Origin of the sequence: Sulfolobus islandicus Y.N.15.51, assembly GCF_000022485.1 — an archaeon.
Taxonomy (GTDB): Archaea; Thermoproteota; Thermoprotei_A; order Sulfolobales; family Sulfolobaceae; genus Saccharolobus; species Saccharolobus islandicus.
Window position 1 is genome coordinate 505,860 of the sequence record NC_012623.1, and the last position, 17,484, is coordinate 523,343.

16 protein-coding genes and 6 pseudogenes are annotated in these 17,484 nt (G+C 35.7%); 9 read left to right on the forward strand and 13 right to left on the reverse strand.

Annotated features, from left to right (window positions below):
• Positions 1 to 18 precede the first annotated feature (18 nt).
• Complete coding sequence (locus tag YN1551_RS02615; RefSeq protein ID WP_012714291.1) at positions 19 to 648, forward strand: MBL fold metallo-hydrolase; 630 nt, start codon at positions 19 to 21, stop codon at positions 646 to 648.
• 1 nt (position 649) lies between these two features.
• On the opposite strand, the gene YN1551_RS02620 is transcribed toward YN1551_RS02615, so the two are convergent.
• The 4 genes and pseudogenes from YN1551_RS02620 to YN1551_RS02630 form a co-directional block, all read right to left on the reverse strand.
• Complete coding sequence (locus YN1551_RS02620) at positions 650 to 868, reverse strand: hypothetical protein (protein ID WP_012714290.1); 219 nt, start codon at positions 866 to 868, stop codon at positions 650 to 652.
• Positions 869 to 1,002: 134 nt separating this feature from the next.
• Positions 1,003 to 1,227: pseudogene (locus tag YN1551_RS15680) on the reverse strand (zinc ribbon domain-containing protein); the annotation flags it as partial.
• Between the two features lie 29 nt (positions 1,228 to 1,256).
• On the reverse strand, positions 1,257 to 1,691 hold the full coding sequence (locus YN1551_RS02625; protein ID WP_012716576.1) for a PIN domain-containing protein: 435 nt from the start codon (positions 1,689 to 1,691) through the stop codon (positions 1,257 to 1,259).
• Entirely contained in the window at positions 1,651 to 1,878 is a 228-nt protein-coding gene (locus YN1551_RS02630; protein ID WP_012716575.1) for an AbrB/MazE/SpoVT family DNA-binding domain-containing protein, read from the reverse strand. Before YN1551_RS02630 ends, YN1551_RS02625 begins: the two co-directional genes overlap by 41 nt.
• A 333-nt stretch (positions 1,879 to 2,211) precedes the next feature.
• Here YN1551_RS02630 and YN1551_RS02635 point away from each other — a divergent pair.
• Both YN1551_RS02635 and YN1551_RS02640 read left to right on the forward strand, forming a co-directional pair.
• A pseudogene (locus YN1551_RS02635) lies at positions 2,212 to 2,869 on the forward strand (IS110 family transposase); the annotation flags it as partial.
• Between the two features lie 354 nt (positions 2,870 to 3,223).
• Positions 3,224 to 3,637, forward strand: a pseudogene (locus tag YN1551_RS02640) (transposase); the annotation flags it as partial.
• Positions 3,638 to 3,643: 6 nt separating this feature from the next.
• Here the strand turns inward: YN1551_RS02640 and YN1551_RS18055 are convergent.
• A pseudogene (locus YN1551_RS18055) lies at positions 3,644 to 3,834 on the reverse strand (hypothetical protein); the annotation flags it as partial.
• 156 nt (positions 3,835 to 3,990) lie between these two features.
• Between YN1551_RS18055 and YN1551_RS02645 the strand changes: the two are divergent.
• Positions 3,991 to 4,476 (forward strand): MaoC family dehydratase, encoded by a 486-nt coding sequence (locus YN1551_RS02645; RefSeq protein WP_012714287.1) that lies wholly within the window; start codon positions 3,991 to 3,993, stop codon positions 4,474 to 4,476.
• Here YN1551_RS02645 and YN1551_RS02650 read toward each other — a convergent pair.
• Genes YN1551_RS02650 through YN1551_RS02665 form a run of 4 tightly spaced genes read right to left on the reverse strand, consistent with a single transcriptional unit; the run spans position 4,469 to position 8,611 of the window.
• Positions 4,469 to 4,972, reverse strand: a complete 504-nt coding sequence (locus YN1551_RS02650; RefSeq protein WP_012716573.1) for a hypothetical protein — start codon at positions 4,970 to 4,972, stop codon at positions 4,469 to 4,471. The two genes, YN1551_RS02645 and YN1551_RS02650, sit on opposite strands and share 8 nt — an antisense overlap.
• Before the next feature lie 9 nt (positions 4,973 to 4,981).
• Positions 4,982 to 6,403 carry a hypothetical protein gene (locus tag YN1551_RS02655; protein WP_012717147.1) on the reverse strand — a complete coding sequence of 474 codons (1,422 nt, stop codon included), beginning with the start codon at positions 6,401 to 6,403 and terminating at the stop codon, positions 4,982 to 4,984.
• Entirely contained in the window at positions 6,384 to 8,051 is a 1,668-nt protein-coding gene (locus tag YN1551_RS02660) for a hypothetical protein (protein ID WP_012717148.1), read from the reverse strand. Before YN1551_RS02660 ends, YN1551_RS02655 begins: the two co-directional genes overlap by 20 nt.
• Positions 8,048 to 8,611, reverse strand: a complete 564-nt coding sequence (locus YN1551_RS02665; protein ID WP_012714283.1) for a hypothetical protein — start codon at positions 8,609 to 8,611, stop codon at positions 8,048 to 8,050. Before YN1551_RS02665 ends, YN1551_RS02660 begins: the two co-directional genes overlap by 4 nt.
• A 55-nt stretch (positions 8,612 to 8,666) precedes the next feature.
• Between YN1551_RS02665 and YN1551_RS02670 the strand changes: the two genes are divergently transcribed.
• Positions 8,667 to 10,028: a hypothetical protein gene (locus YN1551_RS02670; protein WP_012717149.1), complete on the forward strand. Its 1,362-nt coding sequence runs from the start codon at positions 8,667 to 8,669 to the stop codon at positions 10,026 to 10,028.
• Positions 10,029 to 10,054: 26 nt separating this feature from the next.
• Here the strand turns inward: YN1551_RS02670 and YN1551_RS02675 are convergent.
• Positions 10,055 to 10,567, reverse strand: a pseudogene (locus YN1551_RS02675) (MFS transporter); the annotation flags it as partial.
• Positions 10,568 to 10,803: 236 nt separating this feature from the next.
• On the opposite strand from YN1551_RS02675, the gene YN1551_RS16970 reads away from it, so the two are divergent.
• Both YN1551_RS16970 and YN1551_RS02685 read left to right on the forward strand, forming a co-directional pair.
• Entirely contained in the window at positions 10,804 to 10,968 is a 165-nt protein-coding gene (locus YN1551_RS16970; RefSeq protein WP_009990129.1) for a hypothetical protein, read from the forward strand.
• Positions 10,955 to 12,046 carry a hypothetical protein gene (locus YN1551_RS02685; protein WP_048052272.1) on the forward strand — a complete coding sequence of 364 codons (1,092 nt, stop codon included), beginning with the start codon at positions 10,955 to 10,957 and terminating at the stop codon, positions 12,044 to 12,046. Before YN1551_RS16970 ends, YN1551_RS02685 begins: the two co-directional genes overlap by 14 nt.
• 36 nt (positions 12,047 to 12,082) lie before the next feature.
• Here YN1551_RS02685 and YN1551_RS02690 read toward each other — a convergent pair.
• Positions 12,083 to 12,916 (reverse strand): annotated as a pseudogene (locus tag YN1551_RS02690) (MFS transporter); the annotation flags it as partial.
• A 101-nt stretch (positions 12,917 to 13,017) separates the two neighbouring features.
• On the opposite strand from YN1551_RS02690, the gene YN1551_RS02695 reads away from it, so the two are divergent.
• A complete protein-coding gene (locus YN1551_RS02695) occupies positions 13,018 to 14,142 on the forward strand; it encodes a CaiB/BaiF CoA transferase family protein (protein ID WP_012717151.1) in 1,125 nt (374 codons plus the stop codon).
• Here YN1551_RS02695 and YN1551_RS02700 read toward each other — a convergent pair.
• Positions 14,129 to 15,298 carry an acyl-CoA dehydrogenase family protein gene (locus tag YN1551_RS02700; protein WP_012712181.1) on the reverse strand — a complete coding sequence of 390 codons (1,170 nt, stop codon included), beginning with the start codon at positions 15,296 to 15,298 and terminating at the stop codon, positions 14,129 to 14,131. The two genes, YN1551_RS02695 and YN1551_RS02700, sit on opposite strands and share 14 nt — an antisense overlap.
• A 40-nt stretch (positions 15,299 to 15,338) precedes the next feature.
• Positions 15,339 to 16,127, reverse strand: coding sequence for a DNA import protein CedA (gene cedA / locus YN1551_RS02705; RefSeq protein ID WP_012716566.1), 789 nt, complete (start codon positions 16,125 to 16,127; stop codon positions 15,339 to 15,341).
• Between the two features lie 64 nt (positions 16,128 to 16,191).
• Here cedA and YN1551_RS02710 point away from each other — a divergent pair, with 64 nt between their 5' ends.
• Positions 16,192 to 17,445, forward strand: coding sequence for an MFS transporter (locus YN1551_RS02710; RefSeq protein WP_012716565.1), 1,254 nt, complete (start codon positions 16,192 to 16,194; stop codon positions 17,443 to 17,445).
• Positions 17,446 to 17,484 lie beyond the last annotated feature (39 nt).

A 17,484-nucleotide genomic window follows, 5' to 3' on the forward strand; every position in this document is an offset into this window, starting at 1 on the left:
TGTGTAAGATTATATATAATGATTGTTAAAAATTTCATTACTGGGCCACTTGCAACAAACTCTTACCTAATAATTGCGGAAAAGGAAGGGGTAGTAATAGACGCTGGAGGAGATATGAGTGAACTAATACAAGCCGTAAGAAAAGAGAAGATTAACATAAGGTATATAATAGCAACACACGGTCATTTTGACCACATCATGGGAGTAAACCAATTAAAAAGAGAATTCCCTTCATCACTTTTCCTAGTTAACGAAAAGGATTTAGGCTTATTAAAGAGAGCTAGTGGGATGGCCCAATCATTTCTTAACCTATCAATTTCAGATGTGGTGAAACCTGACGGTTTTGTAAAGGAAGGTGATGAAATAGAATTGGGAAGGGAAAAGTTAAGAATTATTGAAACTCCAGGTCATACAATGGGTAGTATTTGCGTTCTAGCAAATGGATACATATTCACTGGAGATACGTTATTTTACGGAACTGTTGGCAGAACTGACTTAGGTGGATCTGAAAAATTACTGAGAGAGAGTTTAGAAAAATTGAAGAAATTACCAGATGAGATAATAGTTTACCCTGGTCACGGTCCATTTACAGTATTGGGATATGAGAAAGTAAAGAATCCATTCCTTACAATGGACATATTACCATAAGTTAGCCCAACTTACTTTCCAACTTATTTTCTAAATCATCTAAAAATACCCCTAACCTCCTAGCAACCTTTTTATCTTGTATTGATTGAATCTTATCTCTTATTTCATTCAAAAGCTCTTCTGCATCTTCACACTCATCACAATCCTCAGATGAACAATTAACACATTCATCTACTAGTTTTTCCGCCTTATCTAGTAGTTTTCTAACCTCACTCTCCATAATTCTATATATTATGAGGTGCTATATAATTATTTACTGATTTCCTTACCGCCCTGGAAGGGCAATGGTTTCTCTCATCGATTCGGAACTACATCTCTCACATGAGGGGCAGTCGAGAGAGTCAGAGACCCCCTTCAGCTTAAATTCATAATTGCAATAACATCACGGTCATTCTCATAACCGCATGAAGGACAGCGGAAGTATCTATAACTAACTTCCCTCATCTTTTTATTACACTTAGGACATGAAACAGAAGAATAACTGGGATTAACGAACTTGACAATAAACCCATGCTTCTTAGCTTGCCACACAATCCAGCACTGAACACGACGATACTGCATCAGATAGAGCTTATCACGAGACGTTATCCAGGTTGAAAGTATCCCCATTAAAGCAATATGACTCCTTTGGCGTCTATTCCTTTTTCTTTCAAGAAATTATAAAATGATTTATCCATGGTAATTAGTGGAATTTTAGTACTTTTATACGCAGTGTATAATATCGCATCAAATATATCCTTCCAACCCTTATTTAGGATTTCATATATCGTCTCGATTTCAAGTTCTTCAATAGGAATTAGTTTAACGTTGCTCAGAACATAAATTAACCCTTTCATTGCTTCTTCCGGTACTTTGTCTAATTTTAACTTCTTAGCCTCCTTAAATATTACTGCTAGAAGTTCTGTTAGCATTAGGTTAGGATAGTATATTGCCCTCCCTTCCAGCAATTCATCTTTTATACCTTTAACCTTAATCCCCACTAAAGGTAATAGAAAACTAGTATCAACTATTAATTCCGAGAGACCCGCTAATCTCTTCTCCAACCTCCTCTACCTCCTCTGGACTTATTTCAGCCCAATACTTTGAAGGTTTCCTTACCGGTATTAACTCTATCTTACCATCCTCTACTACTATAACTAACCTATCCCCCTCTTTTAAGTTAAGACTATTTGCAATTTCTTTAGGAATGTAAATCGCATTTCTTTTACCTATCCTTATGATCCTATCCATAAGATTTGTCTGATTAATCAGACTAATAAGACTTCCTATTATGCTTACATCTACATCACAAGAGAATGGGACGATTCACGGTAGTATTTTTGAAAAGTCCTTAGACTAGAATTAAAATTAATGCAGAATCTAATAACTACTTTCTAACTAAGATGATAAGTGTTTACCTATGGCGTAACTTTTCCTTACTTTTAATTACTTCTAATTCCGCCATGGGGCACCCCTCCTAAGGGATCATAAACTGTCACCCTTAAATCATTGGGGCTAGTTGAGGGAAACGCCTATATAGGTTTATTAGTCGAGGAGAGTAATACTCTCCTCGACTGGGGAAACATGGTCGAGAGGGAAACTGAAGCGAAGTCTTCGGGTAGTGGCGTGACAAACCCCTACCATCGGACTGAACATTGTGATAAAATTCACGCATATAGGTGTGATAAAGAGGTAGGGGTAATAGGGATAGATGTATCAAAGGACCATTTAATTACAAGTAGGGGGAGGGTGAGAAGATACGAGAACAAAAAGGAGGGTTATGAGGAAATCCTCAAGATGAAACCTTGCACAATAGTCCTAGAGCCTACCGGAGTATATGCAATAAAGCCTTCACAATACTTCAAGGAGAGAGGGGTAAGAGTACTACAAGTCAGCCCAAACGTGTTATCAAGGGAAAAGGAGTTTAGGGGAAAGAAAACAGATTTTTACGACGCAGAAAAATTAGAAAACATGGTCGACAAGGCTAAGGAGTACGATTACAACCCCTTAAAGGAATTAGTAACACTCTACCTCTTCCTAAAGGACATAGAGACGAAATACAAGAACAGGCTAAAGAGAGCACTATTCCTAGTAAGCGATAACGATAAGGTAAGCAAGGACAGGTTGGAAAAAACTTGCGAAAGGAGATTTCACACAGGAAGAACTATACCAACTTGAATACACCCCCTTAGTACTTGAGGAAATCAAAATCCTGGCTAAAAACCTCCTAGAAACGCAAGAGAGGTTCGGTAGACCCAAAATCTAATTAGTAAAAATAATTTTTATTCATTATTAGTAGTTCGTAACGATTTAATGTAATTAGTTAGATAATTATATGATAATTTTTATAAATTTCCAAGTACCATATTAGATTTTTTATATTTCCACACAATTAACTGAGGAATATTATTATAATATTAGAAAATGATAAAGATGTATATGATAGAATCTGTTTTATTTACATTGATTATTTAATACATTATTCTTAATGCTCTTGATTATGAGTATAATAAAATATATTCTTTTATTTATTAAGAAAAAATATGAGGTTTAATGTTGAATTTATATTTGTAATATGATTTTGGGTCTACCGAGGTTGAAGGAGGTTAGGAGGATGATTGAGGGGCAAGTCCCTCAAGACCACGTCCTATTAACGATACCAGGTGTTGGGAGGCTTGCAGCTGGTATTATTATTGGTATTGTTGGTGATGTTAAGCGTTTTCCTAAGCCTGAGTCCTTTGTTGCTTATTGCGGTTTAGATCCCGTAGTGGAGAGGAGCGGGAAGGCTGTGGTAAGTAGGGGGATTTCCAAGAGGGGTCATAAGTACTTGCGTAGCTTGTTCTACTTTTTAGCAATGAGGAGTTATTCTAGGAACCCAACCTTATTGAAGTTTTATGAAACACACAAGGATAGGTTGAAGGGTAAGAAGTTGTATGTCGCTTTGGCTAGGAAGTTGGCAAGGGTTGTTTGGAGTGTTTGGTATAATAATAAGCCTTATGAGCCTAAATAAGTAAGCCCTCCCCCGAATCGCCACGTGGGTTGAAAGGACCCACGTGGCAATGTTAGCTAATACTATGCTTGAAGTTTGAGCGAAAGATTTATTACTGAACGCCACTATCCTCCCATCCACACTTTTATCACTCCCCAAACCTCGTGAGCAGTGCCCGTCATCAGTTGGGAGATCACCAATAGAAAATACATTGTAATACTATATAAACATTATTTAATCAAAACGATATTTAGAAGTAATTAAAAATAACCAGTGGTTACGTAAAAGAGTTACAGTCTTCAAATAGAGAAAATTACAATATTATGAGTATGCTCAAGTATTGATTTTATTAACCGAAAATATTATGAATCTTTATGTCAGAAAACTCAGAAGGTCCTTATTTTGAAGATTTTAAAATAGGGCAAAAGTTTAAGAGTAAGGTAGGTAGGACTATAACTGATGTAGATAATATCTGGTTTACCCTTCTAACGAATAATAGTAATCAAATACATTTCAATAAGGATTACACTGAGAAATATTTCCCTGGAGAGCCTTTTAAGGGTAGATTGGTAGTAAACGGATTTTTAACCCTAGCCATAGTAGCAGGATTATTAGTAGAGCAAACTAGTCAGAATGGTTTCATGCTAGGTATAGAGAACGTAAAGTTTTTACACCCAGTATTTTCTGGCGATACTATTTACGCTGATGCTGAGGTCATTGAGGTTAGGGAATCTAAGAGTAGACCCAGTTTTGGAATAGTCAAGATAAGGTCATATGGATACAACCAAAAAGGAGAGAAACTCATAGAATTCGATAGAGTTTTTATGGTAAGGAAAAGAGGTGCAAAGTGGTTTAGCTAGTGAACGCTGTCTCATTAGGGTAAACTTGGGCAAACACTGTAACATTATAACCATTAATTTGGAGGACAACAGAAGAGTTCCATACGTAAGCTGGTAATGAGAAATTATAGATAAGGGGTTGTGGAAGGTGCTTGCCGTTGAGAGGTTGTGCTTGCCCACTAGCGATTATAAATGGTATTACCCTAGAGGTGACATTATAAATCACACTACCCTTCATATAATAGACACCCGTTAGAGTATAGTTACCATTCCCCTTTAGTACAATGAGAGTAGAATTAGCCCAAACTGAACTTGAGGAACTTTTTGGATAAGTAGAATTGAAAAATATTAGAATTCCACCACCATTTATCTGATTCTTTAGAACTTGAACATAGTCTAATTGTTTGGCTGAAGGTACAGAATAGTTATTAAGTATATAAAACAAGGGAACAAGTATCAATACTATTATTATTATAGCTATTATGAAACCGATATATTCTGATTGAGCCTTCCTCATGGTTAATCACTACAATTGTTGCCAATATTCTGTTACGGCATAGTTAACCGTTATGTTCATTGGTTGATTAATTATAACATAGGATGGAATATTCGGGAATGTGTAAGTAAATGATGTTCTGTTAGAATATTGGAATATAACTGTTTGTGCACCATAGGTACTTGATCCAGTAAATATTCCAGTGGGGTCAAAACTATAGTTCCCTCCAATTATCCAATAAGGATTAGGATTATTGTAATTATACACTGTACCATTGAGGATTAAGCAAACTTGACCATACTGTTTCTCATTATAATTTCCAATAATCTTAACTAGGTAGTAGTTATAATCATTTAGATAGTTCAAATAAACTGTTGGGTTTGTAGCTCCTGGTGGTACAAATATTAGAAAAGACTTTGCAACGTACGTCTTCCCGTTATATCCAGCGTTAGAATATGAATAATGACTTATTACACCTTGGGACTGTTGTGTAGTATCATTAGCTTGTAATGTTATGACTGTAATATTAACATACCCTGCTGGTACAGTAATTGTTTGCTCGTTTTGAATAGTATAACTGTTACCATTAACAAAAATCGACACATAGATATTACTATCACCTTTAACTTGTAAGGTCAAGCCCACAGTACTGGTTATTTGGGTGTAGTTGCCTATTAACACTACGGGTTGACCTCTTAAGGTAACTTGTATTCCTTGGCTAGAGGTTGAATTAACAGTAGCTAACCCTAAGACTATCCAATTATGAAATACACCAGTTATAATCTGTCCCTTAGAGTTCTGATAAAACACATACTGAGGCAGTCTAGTCACAAAAGTCCCAGTCTGGTTCGAGAACGCAATTGGAGTAGTAAAATTCTTATAGGTACCATATATGTTCGTAGTAACGTTAGTAGACACTGATGATGGCCCACTTGAGGTATATATTTGAGTCAAAATCTCTACTCCTCCTCTACTTGCGGTCGCAAAGGGACCTATTGATGATCCAGATTGCAAAAAGAATATATTGCCTAACGATGTGACTATGATGATTGGTCTACCTTGAATATAACTAGGTAAACTAATAACTTGACCTTTTGATATCACAAGAGGATATTTGATTGAAGTTAAGTTTAACCATATCCCGTTTGTATTGAGATATAGAATGCTCACAATCGTTAAATTCGAAGGGGGTACAAAGGTTCCATTAGAATATACCGCGTAAATTGAACTACCGTTATAGTATAAGGATGGATGACCAGTAGTTACTTGTGAAATTTGAAGGTTTTTTAGATAGACGTAATTATTAACTATAGAGGTTTTTACAGTATTATTCTGAGAAATATTGTTTAAATAGTATAAGAATGGTATGAAGACTAAGAGAATAACAAATATGAGAATAATAATTGATATCACGTTAGATAGAGCCCTATTCTTAACCATTGTTCCCACCATTTGGTATGGCACCGTATTTCCATTCCTCGTAATTAATTATTATAAGGGGGGAATTTATGTACATTATACCGTAATCCCCACTTTGACCTTTAGGATAGTATGCATAACCATTAGTATACGTTACATTATAGATAGTCACATTCTGTGGACAAGATAAGAGACCAGTATAATTTGTACCAGTATTATTTCCAACTTTAACAATCGTGAAGTTACCACTTAACTCTTGTAAATAATCTAAAGTAATTTCCAATTCCGTTCCACTCTTGAAATATATCTTTTCTGGAACGTAGTTGTTAATGTTTCCGAGTGTAATAACTTGATTTGTTCCTAAAACTTGAACCTGAAGTTCTTGTCCCGAAATACTTATATTAACTGGAGTAGAATTATAAGAAGCCCAAATACCTTGAGGAAAGTAGAAGTAATTTTCAGCAATTACTAAGTAGTATGTTTGATCTAGTTGGTAATTACCAATAATTTTGCCACTACCATTAACGAAGACTGTGTAGCTGTTGATTATATTTATCTCACTAGTGTTTGTTGATAAACCTGTGAATTGATAACAATTTATTTGACCACCTTGTATCGTTACTTTTCCATTCTGCATGAATATACCATTCTTAATTGGCATTACATTATAAGCACCTTGATAGTTGGTTGAGGTATAATCAAAGGTTATATTATAATACGAGGGAAATTGTATTATATGGTAACCATAAGTCAATTGCAATTGTAATCCAGTAGAATTTATATAGTATTGTTTATTATCTATTAATACTGGTATTGTATTGTTAAGTGAAGTTAAGGTAACTTGATTATTATTACTGGGATTTATAGTACTTCCTAATGGTAAATTACTAGTATTTATCACAACTGTAAATTTCTGTAACTGTGCCTTATATATCGCAGTTAAAACTAGAGGTCCGGTTACAGTAAAAGTGGTGGAAAGTTTAGAAGGCGAATTTAAATTCCCATATCCTACTATGGTCCAGTTCTGGAATGTAGCGGTCAAACCATAACCTTGTAAGAATATAGTAGAACCGTTCTTATCACTAATCGAATACGTCCCAGGATTTAGATAATAGACTTGCGGGGTTAAGAGTGATGGATTCGCCCCTAAAATAACTTGAATGCTTACTGGAATTACCTTGCTTCCATTTATAACAAATGCAGTAACATAAACTGGAACCTTACCCGCAGGTCCCGATATAGTAACTGTAGTAACTGAAGTGTTAGGATTTAGAAAATAGAAATTAGCTTGAGAAGATACTATTAGGATGGGTTGATTAAATGCAGCACGTGGTAAGTAAATGTTCTGGTTTCCAGCTAGTAGTATTGAATTTTTAAGAGCTGGAACCCATGTACTACCATTAAAATAGTAAATTTGTGTTATATTAAGTGGATACGGTATTGAGTTATATAAAAATTCGATATAAGGCATTAAGGAGGAATTGTAATATATATTGGGATTTCCTCTAAATACCTGATTTTCTTCATTTTTCTGAAGTTGTTGATAACCAGTACCGGCAATCTGCCCTTGGCTCGAATATATTGGAGTTGAGTTAAATATCAGTAATGCTGGTATCAATACGGAAAGGAGAACTATGAGCATTATTATTAAGAATATTGCGGAAGATAATGCTTTCCTCATGTTGAAGGTACCCCCGTAAAGGTATATGCTATTCTAAACCAATAACCGTTTGAGTTATATAATACCCAAACTACTAAAATATAATTACTCCCGCTTACTCCGTTTACCATTACCGTAACCGGAGTATTAAAGGGCACTGAATATGCTGTTATTTGAGAACCGTAAGTTATTTTACCGCTTATATCGTATATTGGTACACTTATTATAGTATTTTTAGCTAATTTACCATTTGATAAATAAACTGAAAATTGTGGAGGTGACTGAGGTGTTACTAACCCTACGTCTTGCTGTAAATATGAAGGTTCTGGAAAGACTATTAAAGTAACGTTTCCAGCTATTGCTGGATTATATACCTCAATTACTGTGCTTGCACTTGATGAACCAATTATTAATGGTCCAACTGATATTGTTGTTGACGAGGATATGGAACTGGCTTGTTGTTGAGCTAGGCTAAATATCTCATGAGGTATGAAATAGGAAGTAGTAAAACCAAATAATACTAATCCTATTAGAACTACTGCAATAACTATAATAAACTCCTCTGTAACTTCTGAAGGCATCTCTATTCTGTATTAAGAAAAAGTTATATATAAATCCTCGCTTAATATTCTATATATGCCTAGTGCAATTACGAATTTGTTGATAATAATCGTTACTGTTATAATAGCTCTCTCTGCGTTTGCAATATACTCAGCATTCTTTTCAGTTCAAGGTCTTGCATTCTTACAAGAGGAGAATGTGATAGGTATTTCTAAAATTGTTCAAGTAGCAGTTTCACAAGTTTCGTTTAAAGGATTACCACCTAGTTATAACTACTTTAATGTTAGTTACTTAATATGGATTAACTCCCCTACTAAGTATGTGACTGTTATACCTTTCGTTGCTTCACCCAGGTTGAACCCATTTTATATTCTCCCTAGCAATAGCCAAAACGCTAGTATATTCTTTTCTATGACTAATGGGTATATCCCATTAAATACTAAATTTGCCTTCAATGGTAATGTCTATTTGCCTCAACAAACCCAGTTGATTGGTAAAATTAACGGCGTTTATGCTTATAATCTGACTTCAAATCGGAGTTATATATTATCGGCTAAAGTCTCGAATGGCCAGATAATTATGTTATGGATATTGTACTATTATCAAGGTAAGTGGTATAGGTTAGATTACACTTACTTGAACCCATCAAATGCCGGAATAGGGGTTTATGTATTATCTGGGAGTGGAAACTATGTGGGAAATTCTAAAAATACTAATTTTAAACCTCCGCATCAAGTAACAAGCCAGACTGGATTAGGCTTTGGACTATGGTTCAAGCTTATCTCTAATGCAACTACTAAGACTTATCTTCTTAACGTAGCTATTACACCTACTAATAATAAAGATTTCTCAATTTTAGTTTGGGTTATTGGGAATAAGTTGTACGTTGGGACCTACGATCTGTCTAGTAATGAATATATAGCCCAAACCTATCTGATAACGCTTTATCAAAACAATTGGTATTTCATTAACTTTAGCTTAGGAAGTCAGCTACAATCATCGCAAGAGGTTAGTTTTACAATTTATAATTTGAGTAGTCAAAAATGGCTCAACACTACCACATTAGGAACTACTACGCAATCTAATGGATACATATCAACAGTTAAGTTTGGCTCATCATTAAAAACTGTTGCAATATCTCAAGCTTATTTTGTAACCTTGAAAAATAATCAAGGTTTACCTAACTTCTATAACGTTTCGAGTACAATGTTCAAGAATGGTCCGCTATACAACAATACTTATAATTACAATTGGACTATAGCAAAGTCTAATAATTTATATGCGATAGGTTATTGGTATTTTGTGAATCCAAGCTACCCGCCTCCTCCTACGATCCTTGGAATATTATGGTATTGGCCTAACGGAAATGGTAAAACTAACTATCCCCAAATATATTATATACCGGAACAAGGTTACAATACATACGTTTTAATATAACAAAAATTATAAACTTTTTTAATTATTTATTTTGATAATTCTTCAAGTTCAATCTTTGAAGCCTTAGGTCCTAAAATTGCTACATCTAGAGTTACTATAAGAGCCATTATGAATACCACTGTGTACATTGAAACTGGTCCGTTACTATATAACACTATTGGTAAGAGAGTTAACCAAATGTAGTTTCCTAATCTACTTAATGAGTACTGTACACCATCTGCAAAAGCCCTTACTCTAGTTGGATATAGCTCAGCGCCGTATTGATGGAAAGCATTGGAAAATATATTTGATAAGAAACCAAATGTGAAGCCAGTTGCTACTGCCTCCAGAGGAGAGGAGGAGAATCCAAAAGCTAGTCCTACTAACCCCATTAATAACATTACAATACTTACCTGCCATTTTCTGTTAAACTTTTGACTATCTATGATAAATATTGATGCTAGAGAACTAATAAAGTATGAGGTATAGATTATCATCGTGTACTGTAGAGTATGTACTAATGTGAAACCTTTCGCAAATAGTACTGATGGGGCCAGTGAGGGGTCGGACTTTCATTGAGGTTTCATGAATTTGTATTCAATCTCTCGTCCTCATTCCTCCTGTCCAGCTCCCCATGCCGTCTACGGGAGCGGTAGTTAAACCACTCCCTTCAAGGACATGGGGAGTTTCATTGGGTGCCTTCCTCCCCCTCACATTGCTCATCGAGTTCATTGTGGCATCCTCCAATTAAATATTAGCACAAAAATTTATAAATTTTATTGCTTCTAACACTCTTATGGAGCAAATAGTTTTCAGATCAACGGTCTCAAGTTATGGCACAGATAAGTATGGGAATAAGAGATATGGTATAACTATACCTTCAAAACTAAGGGATAAGGGTGAGAAATTATACGGTAAGGAGGTGATCGTAATTGTTATCTTACCAGATGATGAGGAATAAATTGATAGGGTCTAGGGAAGCACTAGATAACTTCCAATTCGTTACGATAAATGGTAGAGTCTTATTTAACGAGAAAGAGAGGGTTGTTAGAATTGCTAGGGCTTACTCACAAGTAGTTAAGAGTGCTATTAAACCATTGTTTGACGGGAAGAGTATTGATGAGTTAACCAAGGAGTTTTACAACGTTTTACCAAACTACATTTACCTCGAAACAGCTTTAAAGCAAGCTAAGACAATTGTTGATGGCTTGTTGGAGAGAGAAGAAGAGAAGGATAAAATTTTGCACGCTAAGATAAGGAAATTCTGGTTTGCCAGTAGGGGGAATAAAAGTGATAAGGGCAATAGGAATGTGAAGTTCCACGTTTTTCAAGACCACGTTGAAGTTAAAGTTAAAGACCCGTGGGGTAAGTGGGTTTATGGGAAAGCATATTTTGGAAAGGAGTACTTATCACTACTCCATGAGTTGGAAGAGTTGGCGAGTAATAAGGAGGAGGGTTACGGTGCTGTAATTTCTTTTGAAGAAAAGCCGATGATCCACCTCCAAATCCCACTCTGGTTGTACTTAAAGCACTTCTCTTCACCAAAACCTGTGGGTTACGGTTTGATTGCCGGTTTTGATTTAAATAGTGATAGGTTGAACGTTGTTGTGGTTAATGAGGAGGGTAAAGTTGTTACTAAAAAGACGTGGTGGTATTCGGATGTTACTAGACCAGGCTTTCCTAAAGGGAAAGCTATGGCTTTGCGTTTGAATGCTCTATCACAAGCCCTTAATTTCCTATCAAGGATTGGTGTTGATTATGTAGTATTTGAGGACTTATTCCTTGTTAAGAAGAGGAAGTTTACGAGGAGCAAAAGCGGTAATAGGAAGATAACGCGTTTTGCTAAGAAGCAATTATTAATCCACGGTGTTATTAAGGCGTTAAGGTTGGGTTTTAACGTTATTCTAGTTAATCCTAAGGGTACTACTAATTCAGAAGACCACGAGAAGGTGATGAGGGAGAAGGGTTTTGATAGGCATACAGCCTCAGCTTACTTAATAGCCTTAAAAGGATTAGGAATGTTAAATGATATCAAATGACATAAAATTCACGGTTTATCGAAAACTGTTGTCAACGGCAAAACCGTAATATACGCCAGCTTGTAAGAATTCAAAAACCCATAGCATTATTGTCCTCTTTCTATACAGTGGCGAGAATAGTTCAGATATTGTAACCCTTTGTGAAGTTATAACTTGGACTTGTAATGGTTCTCCCAATTGCCCCTTTTCCTTAATAGCTATTTCCTCCATCCTTCTAACTATTTTTTCAGCCTCATCCAATCTTCCCTTACTTTCTAACCATCTAGGAGATTCTGGAATTAGGAATCTAAATGGTATTATTGTAAGTATACCTAAGCCTCCTATTATGAATAGCCATTGCCAACCGTATAGAATGTATTTATGAGGCAGAAGAAGATAAGCTAGAATTGCGACGACTATAGGTGCAGTCCACGCTGCAGTATAACCTATTGCTAACGTTCTGCCTCTTACAGTCGACGGAAAGAACTCCGTTATTAAAACGTCTAAAACTAATATTGCCTCTGGTCCAACTCCTACACCAGCTATAAATCTTAATATTCCAAAAGTTAGAATATTTGGAGAAAATGGTATCAACAGTAAGGTGATAGAGGTTATTGCCATGTTGATTATCAGTGCAGTCCTCCTACCTACTGAATCTCCTATATAGTTGAAAATTATCGCACCTACGAATGCTCCTAGAAAGAAGATTGCAACAGTATAGTAGATTCCAGTTGCCGATGATACTTTAAAAAACGATGCCACTTGTGATGCTACGAAGCCTCCAGTAAATAGATCGTAGAGCTCGAAGAACTCTCCCAGAGTTAAGAGGGCTAAGAGTCTCGTATGAAAAGAAGTCCAAGGTAGTCTTTCTATTCTCCCAGCGATACTCATATGTGTTTATAAATTAAATAAACTAATAAATTTTGCAAAGGGGAGATGTTCGAAATTTTATGCAAATAATCTTATTTATCTTCTACTTTTTAACGTAAGATATGGAGAAAATTAGGGTTATCGAACTAGGGAGTAATATATCCGCACCGCTAGTTGGAGAAATCTTAGCTGATTTAGGTATGGAAGTAATTAAGGTTGAGCCACCTCCTCACGGTGACGATAGGAGAAGGGTTAAGCCTGAAATTAATGGGATTAGTATTTACTTTGCTAGTACGAATAGGGGTAAGAAGAGCGTGGTAATTAATCTGAAAAGTGATGAGGGCTATGAGATCTTCCAAAGGCTAGTTAAAACTGCTAACGTTATAGTTACTAACTATAGACCCTCTGCATTAAAGAGGCTCAAGGTTGATTACGAGAGTGTTAAAAAGATTAATCCTAAAATAATTTACTGTTCAATAACCGGTTTCGGTAATTTCACTGAAGAAGCTGATAGATCAGCTTATGACACTATAATTCTCGCCTTAAGTGGATTAATGGACATGACTGGTGAGGAAAATCCGGTAAAGTTTGCTACGTCAATTTCAGATATCACTACTGGGCTACTCGCTAGTATAATGATATTATGGGCCTTAAATAGGGGAAGTCCATCTTTTATTGATGTTCCAATGATCTATACTCAATTTTATTTGACCCTAGAAGACGCTTACATGTATTTAAATACTGGGAAAGTTCCCAAGAGGATGGGCTCTGCGCATAGATATTTAGTACCTTATCAGGCATTTAAGACTGTGGATGGTTACATATACGTTGCGGTATTTAATGATGAGCAATATTTGAGGCTCTGTAAGGCAATAAATAGGGAGGATTTAGCTAAGTTCGATACTCTCCAAAAGAGGGTTGAGAATAGAAATTATATAATAAACGAGTTAAGCAGAATTTTTGAGAAAAACACTAGGGACTACTGGGTAAATTTATTAAGTAAAGCTGATGTGCCAATTGCTCCAATATTGAACCTTGAAGAGGCATTTAAAAAATATGGTAATAGGTTAGTTTACGAGAATGAGGGTGTTAAGTACATCAATTTCCCCATAAACGTAACGTCAAATAAGAGTAAAGCACCTAAACTCGGTGAGAACACTAAAGAAGTTTTACTTGAGTTAGGATATTCGGAAGAGGATATAAAAAAGCTTGCTGAAAAAGGAATATTAAATACTAATATGATTTAGGAAGACCTAATATATGATGAGAAATGTATGCTAATACTAAGTTTTGTGATATTGGGGCTACCTTATATAATCTAGTCTCTCTAAGTTTCCTTTCTATTCCAGTTTCTACAGCATATCCGTAACCTCCATAAACGTCCATTGCCACATTTCCAGCCTCCCAAGCTATTTCAGCTGCCAGATATTTTGATACGTTTGCGTAATTTCCGATAGTTTTTGTATCCTTCCCTTCTTCTAGTGCTCTCAAACCTTCACTAAAGTAAGAGGAGAGGGATACTAATTGAGCATACACTTTAGCTATTGGAAATTGTACGCCTTGGAAGCTACCTATTTGCTTATCAAAAACTACTCTATTATTAGCGTATTCCACAGCCTTATTTATGAACCATTCTGCGTTACCTATCATTTCTGCAGCTATCATAAATCTCTCAGCATTTAATAGGTCAAGCAAGTAATAGAATCCCCTTCCAACTTCTCCTATAACGTTATTCTCTGGCACTTTAAGACCGTCTATAAACATTTCGTAAGCATTAGTATTTGACATGGTCTTTATTTCCCTCATCTCAATTCCTTCCCTTGCCTCTCTTAGATCAACTAAAAACAAGGTTATGCCATCGGTCTTCTTTTCAACCTTGTCATAAGGTGTTGTCCTAGCTACCAATATCATAAAGTCAGTGTGTTTTACCCTAGAAATGAATATCTTGTGACCCTTTATAACGAAATTATTTCCAACTTTATCTGCAACTGTCTTAATCTTTGTTGTATCTGACCCCACTTCTGGTTCAGTTAGGGCTAATGATAATACTTTAGCGCCATTTGTAATATCCTTGAAGTATTTATCTCTTACTCTTTTACCAGCGTGTTTTGATAGTAGCGCAGTGTTGTAGTAGTGTCCATGTACAAAATACGAATTACCACCCCTTAGATTGAGAGTATAGAGGATTAGACAAGCTAGTTTAACCCCTTTCCCTATCCCGCCATATTCTTCTGGCATTAAAATTGACCCTAATCCTAATTTTATGAAGTCATTGAGGAAATCTATTGGAAATTCCCTCTTTTGATCTTTATCCAACCAATATTTCTCATCGTATTTTTTCATCAATTGGTCAACTGTTGAGAGGATCAATTTCTCTTCTTCATCTTTTGTTTGCAATAACATACAAATAAAAGGTAATTAACTTGTTTATATAGATTTTCCATTAAATTTCAACCGGAATTGGTAATTTCCCAATATAACCTCCTATAAAACTCTGCAAAATGAAGGAAAATCCCACCAATACTCCCATATACGTTAATGGAATTAGGATGAAGGAGTAAAATAGAGCTGGAATTTGGGCATAGAACTCCTCAGTTTGTAATGCAATGTCTTGTAAGACAAAGTTTTGGTTTTGGAGAGGGGAACTATTGGATATCAGTATTGGTAAAAGGGGGAGCCCCACGTAAAACACTATCGTAAAAGCTATTAACATGGCTCCAATTCCTTTACCCATCTGAAATGGGAGAGCCATCAATAGTATTCCAATTGCGATTAGTACCATATATGATGAGTGAATGAAAAGACCCAAGTCCATGTAGAAGTTTAATAGAATGAGTATGTCTGTTAGGAATGAAATATATTGTAAAAGTGGCGTTACTAAGGAGTAGAACTGGCTAGGTACCTTAAAGTAATAGAATATTAGTACTATAATACCGTATAAGAATTTCCCCATATTGATGGCTACACTTGTTTGGATTTGAAGAAGACCTATGTCTAAGTAAAAGATACTCCAATTTACTCCTAATATTTTTTGCAATTGGGATAGTATGGAAAGGAGGAGGCCAAAGATGTTAGCTAATACTGCTACGTAAATCGAGTTAACGATCATTTTATGACCCATCTCTTTTAATCCTCTCACTGGAATTGGTGAGCCGTAAAGTAGTGTACCTATGGTGTAAGAGAGGGAGTCTATTACAATTGCTAAATACAGTATTTCAAATGATGAGTACACGAGAGTTTTTAAGAGATTATATTATCTGAGGGAAGACCGATATTATTTTTTAGTTAAACGTTAAATGTTAAACGAGATGAGCTCACTCTCAAGCAGGGAAATTAAGTTAATATTCCTAAATTTCATGAGTTATACATTTCTGGTATATAATTATTCAATATTGTTAGTATTTAACTCACCATATATCTCTCAAACGTTATTTAAAGGTTCATACGTACCCTCACTATTAGGTGTTTATGGCTTACTATTGGTTGACGTAATAATGAGAGTCCCTGGAGCTTACGTATTGGGACCAATAAGCGATAGGTATGGTAGGAAAGTGGTTACCAGAATGTCCAGTTTAGGTTCAGCTTTGCCTTTAGTTGTAGTAGCGCTAATTCCGGATCCCTCACCCTCTTTGTTAGTGCTATTATATATGATACAAGGTTTCTTTACGGGAGGATTATCCACTGGAATTACTGTAGTAGGTGTTGAGGATTTGCCAGAAAGACATAGAGGTTGGTTTGGAGGATCTGGATTCGCTGTTGGCGGTTCAGCGTACCTACTAGCATCAATAGTGTTTTTCATGATAATTACCGTAATAGGTAGTTCTAACTATACTGAAATAGGATGGAGAATAATGTTCTTGACCTCTCTTCTTATATTACCCTTTGGACTCTTAATGCCTGAGTCCTTAAGGTTTAGGAGAAATAAGGAGAGAGTTAAATCACCTGCTAAGGTGTTAATCTCGTCATACAAGAGGCAATTTATATTGGCATCAACATTAACGGCCTTTTGGGCTTCAATGAATGCATTAGTTAACGTCATGTTACCTAACTTTCTTTATGCCGTCGATCACTTGTCAAAGGTTGAAATAGGATATATGTCCTTGATATATAGTGTAATAGCTATCATTTCAGCATTTATAGGAGGTGAATTGAGCGAAAGAATTGGCAGAAAGAAGATATCAATGATAGGTGGGATTTTGGGAATTTTGCTTTCACCAGTTTTCATATTAATGTCCATATCTTCAAGATCGTTAATTCCCATTTTTGTTTCAATCTTGGCTTTCGTATCTGTATTTGGAGGTGGTGGAATAATGAGCTACGTAAATGAGAACTTCCCAACTAAAATCAGAAGCACTGGGGTATCTTTAAGCTGGAATATAGGATTCCTAGTTGGAAATTTCATCCCGTTACTTCTCACAGCCATCCTTTATTTTACCTCAATAACGTTATTCCCACTTGTGGAAATGATAACTGTGCTTATTCTTGGTGCATTAATAAGCTCGGTAAGTACTATCTCGCATGAGACAAAGGGCAATATAGAGAAGGAGTAGTTTCATCAATTCTCCTTCAATTATACCTCAATTCTTAAA

Excerpts from the sequence above, each read along its gene's own strand:
- YN1551_RS02650 (WP_012716573.1), bottom strand. The coding sequence starts at position 4,972 with ATGAGGAAGGCTCAATCAGAATATATCGGTTTCATAATAGCTATAATA.
- YN1551_RS02670 (WP_012717149.1), top strand. The coding sequence starts at position 8,667 with ATGCCTAGTGCAATTACGAATTTGTTGATAATAATCGTTACTGTTATA.
- YN1551_RS02620 (WP_012714290.1), bottom strand. The coding sequence starts at position 868 with ATGGAGAGTGAGGTTAGAAAACTACTAGATAAGGCGGAAAAACTAGTA.
- YN1551_RS02630 (WP_012716575.1), bottom strand. The coding sequence starts at position 1,878 with ATGGATAGGATCATAAGGATAGGTAAAAGAAATGCGATTTACATTCCT.
- YN1551_RS02655 (WP_012717147.1), bottom strand. The coding sequence starts at position 6,403 with ATGGTGGGAACAATGGTTAAGAATAGGGCTCTATCTAACGTGATATCA.
- YN1551_RS02710 (WP_012716565.1), top strand. The coding sequence starts at position 16,192 with ATGTTAAACGAGATGAGCTCACTCTCAAGCAGGGAAATTAAGTTAATA.
- YN1551_RS02665 (WP_012714283.1), bottom strand. The coding sequence starts at position 8,611 with ATGCCTTCAGAAGTTACAGAGGAGTTTATTATAGTTATTGCAGTAGTT.
- YN1551_RS02645 (WP_012714287.1), top strand. The coding sequence starts at position 3,991 with ATGTCAGAAAACTCAGAAGGTCCTTATTTTGAAGATTTTAAAATAGGG.
- YN1551_RS02695 (WP_012717151.1), top strand. The coding sequence starts at position 13,018 with ATGGAGAAAATTAGGGTTATCGAACTAGGGAGTAATATATCCGCACCG.
- YN1551_RS02615 (WP_012714291.1), top strand. The coding sequence starts at position 19 with ATGATTGTTAAAAATTTCATTACTGGGCCACTTGCAACAAACTCTTAC.
- YN1551_RS16970 (WP_009990129.1), top strand. The coding sequence starts at position 10,804 with ATGGAGCAAATAGTTTTCAGATCAACGGTCTCAAGTTATGGCACAGAT.
- YN1551_RS02700 (WP_012712181.1), bottom strand. The coding sequence starts at position 15,298 with ATGTTATTGCAAACAAAAGATGAAGAAGAGAAATTGATCCTCTCAACA.
- YN1551_RS02660 (WP_012717148.1), bottom strand. The coding sequence starts at position 8,051 with ATGAGGAAAGCATTATCTTCCGCAATATTCTTAATAATAATGCTCATA.
- YN1551_RS02685 (WP_048052272.1), top strand. The coding sequence starts at position 10,955 with ATGATGAGGAATAAATTGATAGGGTCTAGGGAAGCACTAGATAACTTC.